This is a genomic window from Ursidibacter maritimus (assembly GCF_009761395.1).
GTDB lineage: Bacteria > Pseudomonadota > Gammaproteobacteria > Enterobacterales > Pasteurellaceae > Ursidibacter > Ursidibacter maritimus.
The window spans coordinates 52,969-67,178 of the sequence record NZ_LEKN01000012.1; the positions used below are offsets into that span (position 1 = coordinate 52,969).

General features: G+C 38.6%; 12 protein-coding genes. 3 read left to right on the forward strand and 9 right to left on the reverse strand.

What is annotated here, in order from left to right; genetic code table 11:
- Positions 1-57: 57 nt before the first annotated feature.
- From recJ to mepM, 3 genes are all read right to left on the reverse strand, one after another.
- Positions 58-1,773 (reverse strand): single-stranded-DNA-specific exonuclease RecJ, encoded by a 1,716-nt coding sequence (gene recJ, locus A1D26_RS02810; RefSeq protein WP_157402577.1) that lies wholly within the window; start codon positions 1,771-1,773, stop codon positions 58-60.
- Between the two features lie 74 nt (positions 1,774-1,847).
- Positions 1,848-2,534 carry a bifunctional protein-disulfide isomerase/oxidoreductase DsbC gene (gene dsbC, locus A1D26_RS02815; RefSeq protein ID WP_157402578.1) on the reverse strand — a complete coding sequence of 229 codons (687 nt, stop codon included), beginning with the start codon at positions 2,532-2,534 and terminating at the stop codon, positions 1,848-1,850.
- An 11-nt stretch (positions 2,535-2,545) separates the two neighbouring features.
- On the reverse strand, positions 2,546-4,102 hold the full coding sequence (gene mepM / locus A1D26_RS02820; RefSeq protein ID WP_198303071.1) for a murein DD-endopeptidase MepM: 1,557 nt from the start codon (positions 4,100-4,102) through the stop codon (positions 2,546-2,548).
- A gap of 213 nt (positions 4,103-4,315) precedes the next feature.
- On the opposite strand from mepM, the gene znuC reads away from it, so the two are divergent.
- From znuC to A1D26_RS02835, 3 genes are all read left to right on the forward strand, one after another.
- The gene (gene znuC, locus A1D26_RS02825) at positions 4,316-5,101 is read left to right on the forward strand and encodes a zinc ABC transporter ATP-binding protein ZnuC (protein ID WP_157402580.1); all 786 of its coding nucleotides are present in this window, start codon (positions 4,316-4,318) and stop codon (positions 5,099-5,101) included.
- Between the two features lie 17 nt (positions 5,102-5,118).
- Positions 5,119-5,904 carry a zinc ABC transporter permease subunit ZnuB gene (gene znuB, locus A1D26_RS02830; protein WP_157402581.1) on the forward strand — a complete coding sequence of 262 codons (786 nt, stop codon included), beginning with the start codon at positions 5,119-5,121 and terminating at the stop codon, positions 5,902-5,904.
- Between the two features lie 124 nt (positions 5,905-6,028).
- Positions 6,029-6,829: a class II glutamine amidotransferase gene (locus A1D26_RS02835; protein WP_157402582.1), complete on the forward strand. Its 801-nt coding sequence runs from the start codon at positions 6,029-6,031 to the stop codon at positions 6,827-6,829.
- 94 nt (positions 6,830-6,923) lie between these two features.
- On the opposite strand, the gene fadD is transcribed toward A1D26_RS02835, so the two are convergent.
- The 6 genes from fadD to glnE all read right to left on the reverse strand — a co-directional run bounded on the left by fadD (position 6,924) and on the right by glnE (position 14,160).
- Entirely contained in the window at positions 6,924-8,633 is a 1,710-nt protein-coding gene (gene fadD / locus A1D26_RS02840; RefSeq protein WP_157402583.1) for a long-chain-fatty-acid--CoA ligase FadD, read from the reverse strand.
- A gap of 10 nt (positions 8,634-8,643) precedes the next feature.
- Entirely contained in the window at positions 8,644-9,072 is a 429-nt protein-coding gene (locus A1D26_RS02845) for a SoxR reducing system RseC family protein (RefSeq protein ID WP_157402584.1), read from the reverse strand.
- A gap of 21 nt (positions 9,073-9,093) precedes the next feature.
- Positions 9,094-10,074 carry a MucB/RseB C-terminal domain-containing protein gene (locus A1D26_RS02850; RefSeq protein WP_157402585.1) on the reverse strand — a complete coding sequence of 327 codons (981 nt, stop codon included), beginning with the start codon at positions 10,072-10,074 and terminating at the stop codon, positions 9,094-9,096.
- Positions 10,075-10,158: 84 nt separating this feature from the next.
- Positions 10,159-10,548 (reverse strand): hypothetical protein, encoded by a 390-nt coding sequence (locus A1D26_RS02855; RefSeq protein ID WP_157402586.1) that lies wholly within the window; start codon positions 10,546-10,548, stop codon positions 10,159-10,161.
- Complete coding sequence (locus tag A1D26_RS02860; RefSeq protein ID WP_157402587.1) at positions 10,545-11,285, reverse strand: copper homeostasis protein CutC; 741 nt, start codon at positions 11,283-11,285, stop codon at positions 10,545-10,547. The genes A1D26_RS02855 and A1D26_RS02860 overlap by 4 nt, the downstream gene beginning before the upstream one ends.
- Positions 11,278-14,160 carry a bifunctional [glutamate--ammonia ligase]-adenylyl-L-tyrosine phosphorylase/[glutamate--ammonia-ligase] adenylyltransferase gene (gene glnE, locus A1D26_RS02865; RefSeq protein WP_157402588.1) on the reverse strand — a complete coding sequence of 961 codons (2,883 nt, stop codon included), beginning with the start codon at positions 14,158-14,160 and terminating at the stop codon, positions 11,278-11,280. Before glnE ends, A1D26_RS02860 begins: the two co-directional genes overlap by 8 nt.
- Positions 14,161-14,210 lie beyond the last annotated feature (50 nt).

A 14,210-nucleotide genomic window follows, 5' to 3' on the forward strand; every position in this document is an offset into this window, starting at 1 on the left:
AATTCTACAATATAAAATAACATTCTTCTAGTTTTTTATACAAATTATACCGATAAATTATACCGATAAATCTTCGATAAATAATTGGATATTACGATTACCCCGAAATTCATTGATATCTAATTTATAGACTAACTTAGCCTTTTTTATAGACATATCAGGGAATTGTCTCACATCTACATTAAACCAAATTGCATCAAATAACATGCCATCATTATTTTCAACTAACATTTTTAAATGCTTTTCACCCACTAAACGTTGTTGAAGAATATTAAAATCACCTTCAAAAGTAGGTTCTGTAAAATGTTGCCCCCAAGGACCCGCTTGTTGCAATAATTCTGCGGTTTGTAAGGTTAATTCCGCAGAAGATAATTCACCATCCGTGTAAACAATGCCTTGTAATTGCTCTGGTTGGATAAATTTTTTAATCGTTTTATCAAATGCTTGCTGAAATTGTAAAAATTTATCGCTATAAATAGTAAGCCCAGCTGCCATTGCGTGCCCACCAAATTTAACAATCAGATCTGGATATTGTGAATCAATTCGCTCAAGTAAATCACGAATATGTAAACCTGAAATTGAGCGGGCTGAACCACGTAATAATTTACCTTCTTCATCATCTTGTGCAAAAGCAATCACAGGGCGGTAAAATTGATCTTTGATTCTTGAAGCTAAAATACCGATCACGCCTTGGTGCCAATCGGCTTGATACAACACAATCCCACCCACTTGCTCGTTATCCGCTAAGTTAGGCAGTTTAGCACAAATAGCCAAAGCTTCTGTTTTCATTTCTTGCTCAAACTCTTTACGGGTCTGATTTAAAGAGTCGAGTTCCAGAGCGAGTTGCCTTGCTTTAACAAGATCATTACAGATCAATAAATCTACGCCTAACGACATATTTTCTAATCGCCCTGCCGCATTTAAACGTGGCGCAATAGCAAAGCCCAAATCACCCGCTTGTAGGCGAGATAATTCTCTTTTACTAATTTCCGCCAATGCCTGAATACCGACTCGGCATTGCCCTGCTCTAATACGTTTTAATCCCTGTGCGACTAAAATACGATTATTATGATCTAAAGGCACAACATCTGCGACTGTCCCTAATGCCACTAAATCAAGCAATTCCGAAATATTTGGCTCTTTACCATTAAACGCATTATGCTCTCTTAATTTTGCTCTGAGTGCTACCATCACATAAAAAATAACACCTACACCTGCAAGCGATTTAGAAGGAAAACCACAGAAAGCTAAATTAGGGTTAATCATTGCATCTGCATTTGGCAAATTCTCTGTGGGTAAATGATGGTCAGTCACTAAAACCCTTATCCCTTGAGCCTTAAGAAGATTGATCCCATCAAAAGATGAAATACCGTTATCTACAGTGACAACTAAATCTGCTCCTTGAGCAATTACATTTTCCGCTATGGCAACACTCAATCCATAACCTTGTGAAAAACGATCTGGAATAAGATAGTCCACGTTTTCAAAACCAAATTGGCGTAATGCTAAAATCGCTAAGGCAGTACTTGTCGCGCCATCGGCATCAAAATCGCCAACAATAATAATACGATCTTGCTTGAGATAACTTTGATACAGCAATTCTACCGCTTGTTCAATATTAGCGAGTTGATTTGGATGATGTATTCCTTTAAGTGAAAGATCTAACTCCTGAGCAGACCTAACACCACGAGCTTGGTAAATTCGATTTAGTAATGGATGTTCAGATAATTTTTCGGTAGTCGTTATAGGACGACGTTTAATCAATTTTTTCATAATCAATAAGAAATTAAAGCGGGTAGATTTTGCAAAAAATTCACCTAATCCACCCGCTTAAAATACAATTAATGCTATTCACTTAACATTTTTGCTAATTCTTTCGGCTCAACAAAACCAGGGATTAGTTCTCCTGTTTCAGTCACGATATTAGGCGTACCATTAACTCCAAATTTTAACCCTAGCTGATAATGTTTTTTCACAATGCTTGGCGTTTTGAGTTCTTTAGGTAAATTGCCCTTTTCTGCTTCATTTAATGCGAAAGCTTTATCCTTTTCTGTCCAAATCGCTTCCATTTGTTTTGCTGTTTGTGTTTCCATACCACCACGCGGGAAAGCTAAATAACGAACGGTAATACCAAGATCATTATATTCTTTAACTTTAGAGTGCAACAAATGGCAATAATGGCAAGTAATATCCATAAATACAGTGACTGTATGCTTTGGATTTTTCGCTGGATATACAATCATTTCATTACTCAATGCATTTAATTCTGCAAGTAACGCATTATTTGTAATATCAACTACTTGACCATTTTTTAATTCAAACACTTTCCCTTGAATAATAAAACGACCATCTTGACTAATTTGTACAATACCTTGATCTGATGTTGCTGTTTTAAAGCCTGGTAAGGCTGAGTCTGAAATTTTGACGTTGGTTGCACCGACTTTTTCTAATTGTTTTTGTAAGTTCGCATTATCAGCTAATGCAGAAGTAGCCAAAAGTGATGTTGCTAACACCATTGCTGTTTTCTTAATCATTCTAATATTCCTTAAAGTTTTAATTGTGCTTCAATTTTTCTTGCTTTAACCAAGAATGCTTTACGCTCTTTCTCTGGCATTCCTGAACCCGTTCCAGGTAATTTCACAGTCATTGGATTAACTGGGCGTCCATTGATATGAAATTCATAATGTAAATGTGGCCCTGTTGAACGACCGGTATTTCCTGATAAACCAATACGCTCCCCTTTTTTAACTGTTTGACCAGGGCGAACGAGCTGGCGACTTAAGTGCATATATACGGTTGTATATTGCCCACCGTGGCGTAATTTAATATAACGCCCAGCCCCATTTGCTTGATAAGCAACATGCTCGACCACGCCATCAGCGGGTGCAATAATCGGAGTACCCACAGGCAAACCAAAATCGACACCTTTATGTGGTGCGACTCGGCGAGTAACTGGGTGCAAACGTCTTGGGTTAAATGGTGAAGATACTCTCGGCGTAAATTGTAATGGGTAGCGAGAAAAACCACGCCCTAAAGTTTCACCATGTAAGCTGTAATAACGCCCATTATCCGCTTGAATAGCATAGTAACTCTTCTTACCACTTACCACTCGAATTGCCTCAACATTACCCAACTCTGTCACTTTGCCATTGATGTATTCACGTTTAAGCAAAATCACAAACTTATCGCCCTTTTTCAGTTTATTCGTTGCTATTTGCCACTGTAAACCCGCAGCCAACTGATTAATTTGACGATTCGATAAGCCTTGAGCCTTCAAACTTGAAGTAAAATCACCATTTAAAGTGCCTTTTACAACATCCTGTTTCCAAACGCCTTCTTTTTGTATCGTTTGTACACTAAACTGATTTTTCGACTTTCTCTCAAAAATCTTTTCCTCCTTTTCAGAGACTAACCAGTTCATATATTCCAATTCGCCATCTTTATCTAGTACCCAATAAAATTGCTGTCCTGTGCTTAAATTGGCTAATTGTGGAAATTTCTTCTCAAGAACTTTTGCTGTATTTGCGCTTAGCCCAGACTGTTCTAACACATCTGCCAATTTATCACCACGAGCGACGGTATAACTAAATTGATTTTGAATACGCAACGCCTCATCAGCAACATCTAAAAAACTATCTAATGCAGATTCAGCTTCTGGGTCTAATTTCTCTTGTTGAGCATTTTTTTGAGCGGCTTCATTTTGAATACGTTCAATGGTTTCATCATCAATGTCATCTTGAGCAATAAAATCATCTTCATAAGAAGTCGCATTCTCATCAGTTGTTTCATTTGATTCAGGCTCATCAAATTCTCCATCCTGAATATCAATATAAGTAAGCTCTTCATTTGCCATAATAGTAGAGTGAGATATATGCTCTAATGCCGATGTAACATTTGGCTTTTCCAATGAAGCATCTGCAGAATTTGGTTTTTCTTCAGCTGTGCTCGATTCTGCCACGAGTGTATTTTGGGGTTCTATAATAGATTGTCCATTGTTCTCAGATGTAACCACATTAACGCTACTAGGATTGTTAGGTATTTCTTGTTGCTTTAACATCAAAACAATACCTATAAAAATAGATGCCATAGCGGCTAAGAACATAATAAACTTTATTCGATTCTTTTTACGCTTTCGATCACGAGCAAAAACAACATACTGCAAAATATTATCCTATGTTTTTTCTTATCTTTATTACTTATTTACACAATGATTTAGCTAAGACTCAATAACGAAATAAAAATTCCATTATTGCTTGTTGTCAAAGCAAAAAAAATCCGTTAATTTTATCGGGTTATTCTATTTAACCCAGTAAAAATGAACATCAAACAAATCAAATCGCTCTCGAATACAACTGAAGCTTTAGTGACTCTTAAAGCGATCAATATAAACTTCGGCAGCCAATCTATCTTACAAAACGTCAGTTTGAAGATTTATCCCAATACCATTACCACTATTGTTGGTCCTAATGGCGGGGGAAAATCCACTTTATTGAAAGTGTTACTCAAACTCCTTCCGCCAACCAGTGGCGAAGTCATTCATCATAAAAACCTAAAAATTGGCTATGTACCACAAAAATTGCACTTAGAGCATTCAATCCCAATTACCGTACACAAATTTTTGTCACTCAAACCAAATGCGACAAAGCAATCAATAGATGACGCTTTAGCCCTATTTTCAATTACTCATTTAGCCACAAATAGCATGCAAAAATTATCTGGTGGAGAATTGCAACGGGTGCTACTGGCTCGTGCTATTTTAGACCGACCACAGCTACTTGTGTTAGATGAGCCTATGCAAGGGGTGGATATTACAGGGCAAACGGAACTCTATCAACTATTAAATAAAACAAGATCGTGGTTAAATTGTGCGATTTTGCTAGTTTCCCACGATCTTAACATTGTAATGGCGAATACCGATGAAGTGCTTTGTATCAACCGCCATATTTGCTGTGCCGGTTCGCCAGACAGAGTATCATCCGATCCTAGCTTTATTCACTTCTTTGGCGATCAATTTGCTAAAAATGTGGCATTCTATGCCCATAAACACAACCACCATCACAATTTGAGCGGCGATGTTTGTGATGGAGATTGTCAGCATTAACTTTTTGAAGGAAAAATATGTTTGAAATCCTTTTTCCTGCTTGGTTAGCAGGCTTACTACTTGCTTTTATTACTGCACCACTTGGTGCTTTCGTTGTTTGGCGGAAAATGGCTTATTTTGGCGATACTCTCTCTCACTCTGCATTGTTAGGGGTTGCATTAGGTATTTTCTTAGACATCAATCCCTATATTGCAGTGATTATAATGACCATCGCTTTGGCACTCGGCTTAGTTTGGCTCGAAAAATATTCCAACCACTCTGCCGATACCTTACTTGGCATTATTGCTCACAGTAGCTTATCCCTTGGGATAATCACTATTAGTCTATTGGATAACGTTAGAGTCGATTTAATGTCCTATCTTTTTGGCGATCTACTCGCTATTGACTTTAATGATGTGATATTTATCGGTGTTGGAGTTATATTGATAGCAACTTTACTCGCCATTTTTTGGCAAAAATTTTTATCTATTACCATCAGCCCTGAACTCGCCCAAATAGAAGGGTTAAAGGTTTCTCAGCTACGCTTACTGTTAATGCTATTAACCGCACTTACTATCGCCTTAAGTATGAAATTTGTTGGCGCTCTAATTATTACATCATTGCTAATTATTCCAGCTGCAACTGCGCGCCGTTTTGCAGCGACACCAGAAAAAATGGTGGGATATGCTATTTTATTCAGCATTTTGTCCGTTACAGGCGGACTACTCTTTTCAGGTTTAAAAGATACGCCTGCTGGGCCATCGGTAGTTATTTGTGCAACTTTTCTCTTTTTGCTTTCGCTTTTAAAAAAACAATATAACTAATATCAATAATTCATAAGAATCTAGTTGAATTTTTTGTAAATTTTAGTTTAAATCACGCCGCTTGTTTAGCCATAACAAGCAGTGTGATTATTTTGATAATAAATAAAAAAGTGAAGTAAAAATTATGTGCCAATTATTAGGAATGAACTGTAACACTCCAACCGATATTACCTTTTCTTTTGACGGATTTCGCCGTCGTGCAGGTTTAACCGATCATCATACCGATGGATTTGGTATTGCTTTTTTTGAAGGAAAGGGCGTGCGTATTTTTCGAGATAACCGCCCTGGCGCATCATCACCAATGGCAGATCTCGTCAGCCAATATCGAATTAAATCTTTTAACGTAATCGCACATATTCGTAAAGCTACTCGAGGCGATGTCAATTTAGAAAATACTCACCCCTTTATTCGAGAGCTTTGGGGTGAAAACTGGGTATTTGCGCATAATGGCACAGTAGAAGGCATTACTGTTTGTGAAAATAATCACTATCAACCTATCGGTACAACAGATTCAGAAGCTGCGTTTTGTTGCATTGCCGCAAAACTAAAAGAACGATTTCAATCAAAACCAACAGAGAAAGAGATTTTTGATGCTATTGTAGAAATCACTAGTGAAATCGCTAAACATGGTGTGTTTAACTTTATTCTTTCAAATGGACATTGGATGATCGCACGCTGTTCTACAAATCTGCATTATGTGTGCCGCAAAGCACCTTTTGGCACAGCATTGCGAGATGATGATGTAATGATTGATTTTCGCCAATATACCTGTGAAACAGACAAAGTAACCATTATTACCACTCAGCCACTGACTAAAAATGAACAGTGGACAAAAATGAAAAATGGCGGCTATGTTTTTTTCAAAGAGGGCGATGTCCTTTATGAAATTGAAGGCTCGCTACCTGATAATTTAAATCACGTTTAAGTAACTGATTTCCATATAAAACAAGCGGTATGATTTGTGAATTATTTTACAAATCATACCGCTTGTGCATAGTAGAATAATAGTTTCTTCTAGATTATTCAGCAGGTTTTTGTGATTTAAGTTGAGCTTTTACCCTTGCAACCTCTTCATCTCGTAAGACTCGGCGTAAAATTTTACCGATATTACTTTTTGGTAGCTCATCTCGGAATTCAATATCTCTTGGGATCTTATAGCCAGTGAGATGTTGTCGGCAGTGGCTACGCAACTCTTCACGCGTGAGGCTTTCATCTTTTTTGGTGACATATAATTTAATGCTCTCACCCGATACTTCACTTGGAATCCCCACCGCTACCACTTCATTTACTTTCGGGTGTAATGCAGCAACATCTTCAATTTCATTTGGATAAACATTAAAACCTGATACGATAATCATATCTTTTTTGCGATCCACAATGCGTAAATTGAGATCTTGTCCCATTTCGACAATATCTCCTGTTGCCATCCAACCATCTTTTAACACATCAGCGGTATCTTCAGGGCGTTGCCAATAACCACGCATAACTTGTGGGCCTTTTACCCATAGCTCACCACGTTCACCCATTGCAACATCATTTCCAGCATCATCCACAATGCGAATATCCGTATTTGGTACTGGTACACCAATAGAACCTGAATACTCTGTTGAGTCATTACGCGTTGCCGCAATCAACGGCGAACATTCGGTCATCCCATAACCTTCAATAATATGATTTCCAGTGGTTTTATGCCAACGTTCCGCCACAGCTCGTTGAATCGCTGCGCCACCACCTACAGAAAGGCGTAATGTAGAAAAATCGACTTCTTTCAGCTGGCTATTATTCAATAACGCGTTAAATAAGGTATTAACGCCTGTAATTGCCATCACGCGATATTTTTTCAATTCTTTAATAAAACCCGGAATATCTCTTGGGTTAGTAATCAATAAACCGGTAATACCTAATTCAATAAAGAGTAAGCAGTTTACCGTTAACGCAAAAACGTGATAAAGCGGTAAGGCAATGACAGCAATCCGTTCATCACTTTTACTTACCAGAGGATAAGCCACCCATTTTGCTTGCATTACATTAGCAATAATGTTGCGATGAGTCAGCATTGCTCCTTTTGCCACACCTGTGGTACCACCTGTATATTGTAAGAAAGCAAGATCATCACTATGAATAACAGGTTTGACATATTGACGTTGCTTACCAATGCTCAATGCTTCACGAAAACTTACTGCGTGAGGTAATTTATATTTTGGCACGAGTTTTTTGACATACTTAACTACAAAATTAACTAACGTCCGTTTACCGAAAGAGAGCTGATCGCCCATTCGGGTTAAAATAACGTGTTTAACTTGCGTATCAAAGACCACTTTTTCTAAAGTTGCCGCAAAGTTAGAGACCACAACAATCGCTTTCGCACCGCTATCATTAAGTTGATGTTCTAATTCTCGTGGCGTATAAAGAGGATTTACATTTACCACCACAAGTCCCGCACGCAATGCACCAAATAATGCGATAGGATATTGCAATAAATTTGGCATCATCAAGGCAATTCGCTCGCCTTTTTCTAAGCGTAATTCATTTTGTAAATACGCTGCAAACGCACGACTACGTTCTTCTAATTTACGAAATGTCAGCACTTTCCCCATATTGATGTAGGCAGGAATATCAGGGTGGCGTTGTACTGCTTTTTCAAACATTTCCAGCAAAGAACTATATTTATCAGGGTTTATTGTACGCTCAGCCCCTTCTGGATAATTTTCAAACCAAATCTGCTCCATTAAACTCTCCTTAAATCTTTCGCAAAAATACGGGGGTAAATTCCCCTTGCTGTTTTTGAGCTATTATCTTTTTTACAATAACAAAAGCGATTGCAGTGGTAGTCAAAATACCGAATGCTAATCCTAATTCATTACTAATCCATTGTGAAAGTAACAATGTACTGCCCACTAAAACGATAAGTGGTATTAAATACAACCAAAACACACTTATCAATAAACTGTTTTCTGACAAACCAATTTCAATACGATCGCCTACCTTTAACACTTGGTTGACACTTAATTCAAATTGTGGTGCTAACTTCTCTCCAGCCAATGCCGAAAGCGATTTTGTTCCACAACTTGATGTTGCCGAGCAAGCACCACAACCACTTTTAGCAAAGCATTGTACCTTTGCCACTCCGTTTTGATAATCTAAAACAGTGGCTTGTTCAATCATCATTGTGATTTTCTCCGTAAGCGGTTAGTTTGGCTTAATTTCTTGCAATTTGATTTCTTGCACGATATGACGAGCAGATACCAATGGAATTTCCCCCACGATCACAATATCTTTATCGCCTAAGGTTTGGCTATAGATGCTCATTTTACCTTGTCGCCAAAACTGTTCATCAAAAATAATCCCTTTATTCTGGACAACATAGACGGTAAATGAGAATAATCCATCGCTATATAGCTGGCTTTCTACTTGCTCATTGTCCATTAAAAATTCTGATAAGGTTTGTTTCCCTGATGCAATGGCTTTGAACCCTTGTGGAACCCAACTTGGTTTCCAATTTAATGTACTTTGTGGCGAATTTTCTTTCGGTTGAATTAGCGCAGGTAAAATTAACGTGCTAATAGGCTCGACAATATAGAGAAACTCTTCATTGACGCTATTCTGAATCACTCTAAATTGTTCTAACAGATTTCTATCGCGATCTAATAAATCACTGCGTAGCAATAGATGAGTTTCTTCATCAATCCAAAGTTCATATTGATAGCGGAAATCATCTCGTGGCAAAATGCGGATTACTCGGGCAAGACGGTCAGCCACTCGCATTCTACCTGAATCGACAAAATGGTAGCCTTGTAGCTGATTAAAGTCTGTATAAAGCACTGATGGCAGATCATCTAAAATATGCGAACTCGGTAGGCTGAACGGTTGGAAGTCGCCAAAATAGCTCACCATATCATCACGCAGAATCATCTCTTCTCGGTTATTATCTAGACGTAACAATTGAGCATATTCCTTCTCATTCCAATAGGCGTGGCGATAACGTAGAGATTGAACATCTTCCCCTTGTTGCAAAATATAAAGCTGTTCATAATTTGACGTTTTATGTGCTTTCGTCATCGAATTGAGATATTCTAAAGGCGAAGAAAATTGTGCCGTTTTTGCATATAACGGCACATTCAGTACAAAAAATAAAGCCAATAATAGCGTTAATAAGGTATTTCTTTTCATTATTTTGAATTGTTATATATAAGCGGTGCGATTGTAACAAATTTTTACAAAAATTTTGAAAAAATCGACCGCTTTATCAAGAGATTACCAACACGCATAACAAAAGCGGCTAAATCCAAACCCAAAACGGAAATCTTCGTCATAGTGCATTCGCATATAAGATAATTCTTCTTGTGCTTTATAATTTTCTAACGCCAGTTTATAACAAGCTTGGAAAACAGGATTATTGACTTTTTCAGTATAGCGTTTTTCAAATAATTTCTGCTCTTTTTCTGTGCGGTCTAATGGCGGATTAAATTGCTCGTGCATCAATTCCGCAGTTTCCATATCACATTGTTTAGCTAATTTTACTTGTAATGCTTGTTCTGCTCGTACTCGTTTTGCTTCCCTTTCTGCACGCTGTTCAGGGCTAACGGCACAAGCGGTTAAAGTAATGGCACTCAATAACATGATTGTCGCTTTCAATCTATTCATTTGTAACTCCCTATTTGCTGTAAAATTGCCTTAAGTTTGTGTGGGTCTAAGACATCTATTTTCTGATCTTGTTCGTGGGATTGTCCCATTGCAACCGATGAAGAAGAATGCATTTTACTTAACCGAATACCTTTCGCCGAACAATGAATTTGTGGCACTTGACTCGTTTTGATAATCATCTGAACATTTTCTGCATTGATACCACACCCTGCCATAATATCTATCCGCTGATTAGCTTGTTTGACTAATTGTTGCAACAACGCACAACCCAATAAGGCATTAGCGGCTTGCCCTGATGTTAAAATGCGCTGAATACCTAATTCCACCAGTTGCTCTAACGCTTCAAAGGGATTTCGACATAAATCAAACGCTCGATGAAAAGTCACTTCCATTCCTTCAGCGACGGATAACAGTTGGCGAATTGTTGCCAGATCTAAATCAGCATTAGCGGTCAATGCACCAATAACAATATGCTTAACCCCAAGTTTATTTGCTAATTCAATTTCAAGTTGCATTGCCTTGATTTCTTGAGCGCTAAACAAAAAATCGCCTGCTCTTGGTCTCACCATTACCGCAATCGGAATTGTTGATATCTCAACGGCTTGTTTTAATACGCCATAACTCGGGCTTAACCCACCCACAGATAACGCAGAACAAAGTTCAATACGCTGAATAGGAAATCGATTGGCTAAAACCACCGATTCCAAATTATCGACACAGACTTCAACTTTAACCATTTTGCAATAACTCCCGCCAAATTGCTTGTACTTGCTGACGCTCTGCAACAAATTCATCACTCGCGACCACTGGATCTTGGTTCAGTAGATTTAAATGATGAATTTGATTGCGTAACGTAATGTAGCAATGTTTTAAGGTTTCGCCTTGTGTATCGGTCAAAATACCACATTCCACACTACGCTCAAAAATACGCACATTGTCCGACCAATCGGTCATTGTTGGGTAATGATGAGCATAATTTAGCACGAGATATTGAGCGATAAACTCAATATCGGTAATACCGCCTTGATCGGTTTTTAAATGAAATTTTCCCTGTGCTGTATGGCTTAAATGCTCATACATTTTTGCACGCATTTTGCAAATTTCTGCACGCAACTCACCGCTTTCACGGGGAATTGATAAGATTTCTCGGCGAACTTGAGTAAATTTCGCTCGCAAGTTTTTACTGCCATATACTGCCCTTGCTCGCACCAATGCCTGACTTTCCCACGTCCACGCTTCATTTTGCTGATAATCTTGAAAGGCTTTAAAAGTGCTGACTAACAGCCCTGCTTCTCCAGACGGGCGTAAACGCATATCCACTTCATATAGCACACCTGCACTGGTATTTAAATTAAAAATACCATTGATTTTTTGAGCTAATTTTAAATAGAACTGATGGCTTGAAATCGATTTCTTACCGCCTTGAGTTTCGCTTTGTTCTGGGGCATTGTGCAAGAACACCAAATCTAAATCCGAATTATACCCGAGTTCAATGCCGCCCAATTTACCGTAACCAATCACCACAAAATCTTGCTGTTGCTCACCGCTATGCTCATCAAATGTTAAATGTTCTGGCGTGCCAAAGCGTTGAGCCACTTGCCGCCAAGCGATATTCACCACCGCCCCAATAATCGCTTCCGCCAAGTAAGTGAGGTGATCGCTAATTTTCATCACAGGCAGAACGCCTAAAATATCCGCAGCCGCAATCCGCAAAATATGGCTCTGTTTAAACTGACGCAATGCATCAATCAACGCTTCTTCATCATCTTCAGGCACTCTCATTAGATATTCTTGTAATGCCATAGGGTAATGATCTAACTCGATCATCGTCACCAAACTCTTTGCCAATATGAGTTCATCGAGCAACATTGGATAGCGTGCGATCTGCTCCGAAATCATGATTGACTGTCCACATAATTGCATTAGCTGCGGCAGAATTTGCTCTTTTTCGAGTAATAATTCTAAATAGGTTGTGCGAGTATTGATTTTGTCGAGAATATTTAAAATTCGGGGCAATAACACCAAATAATTGGGTTGATTAAAAAGCTGATCGGCTACCTTCGGCATCAATTTGCGAAGGACTTCACGCCCACGCACGCCAATAGAACGTTTTACCCAATCTTGAAAGGTAGTCGATAATTGCTGAAAAATAATCGGATAATCGCGAGGTTCAACCGGGTAATCTTTTAGCTGGCTGGCTAAATCCTCTTCTGTTATCTGATAATGTAAAATATCTCGCCACGTCGCAAGTAAAGTATTTTCAGCCTGATCATTTTCTTGCTCATCTTCACCAATCAATTCATTAAACACAGCCCGTACATTCTGCTGATGTTGTTGTAATTGATTGAGAAAAATTTGCCAACTATCGCATTGGCAAACAAACGCAATCCGAGCCTGATCGATAGGATCAGTCGGCAATGTTTGGGTTTGTTGGTCGTTGATGGCTTGCAAGGTATTTTCTACATTGCGTAAAAATAGATAGGCTTGTTGTAACTGCTCTACTTGCTGTTGGCTTAACAGATTAAGCGGTACGAAATGGGGTAAAACTTGCAACAAGCTACGCTGCTGTAAAATTTTATCTCGCCCACCACGCATCATCTGAAAGGTTTGCACGATAAATTCCACTTCACGAATACCACCAGCCCCTAATTTTATATTATCGACTAGCCCCCGTCTTAACACTTCTCGGCTAATTTTCTGCTTCATTTCGCGTAATGATTGAATAGCACTGAAATCTAAATAGCGGCGATAAACAAAAGGACGCAATAGCTGTTTTAGGTATTTATGGTTAATGTTATTCAGATCTTCGCCCAAGATTTTGGCTTTAATCATCGCATAACGTTCCCAATCTCGCCCTTGCTCTTGGTAATAATCTTCCATCGCACTAAAACTGAGCACTAAAGCCCCACTATCTCCGAAAGGTCGCAAACGCATATCGGTTCGATATACGAATCCTTCGGCAGTCACTTCATCTAATGCACGAATTAAACGTTGTCCTAAACGAGTGAAAAATTTACTATTTTCTATCGGTTTTCTTGCCCCGACTGTTTCGCCCATATCTGGGTAGGTAAAAATCAAATCAATATCAGACGAGAAATTCAGCTCCCTACCACCTAATTTGCCCATACCTAAAATCAGTAATTCCTGTTTCTCGCCTAACTCATTCATTGGCGTGCCATATTCTTGACACAAACGTTCAAACAACCAATCTCTAGCTCCTAAAATTAAGGCTTCGGCTAAATCTGACAATCGCTCAAAAATTTGTTGCACTGTTGCTAGGCGGTTCGATTGCACAAAACTTAACGTTGCCATTTCACGATGACGAAAGCGACGTAATGCAGAATGTAATTGCTCTTCATTTTCTACTCCCGATAATACCGCTTGTAAGCGTTGTGAATAGTGATCACAATCGGCAATACTCGGCGATTTCACTAACCATTGAACCAATAATTCAGGCTGTTTTTGTAGTTGTGTCGCTACAAAATCCGACATTGCTATTGCCGTAATAAGCGGTGAGATCTGCGGATTATTTTGCAAATCCAAGGTAATCCCCTGATTTTCACAGAGCTGAGAAAGTTGTTGTTGAGCAGTTTGAAAGAGATCGTTAGACATAGTATTCACACATAAATAGAGCGCTATTAAGTAGTGCTATGATACTTTAA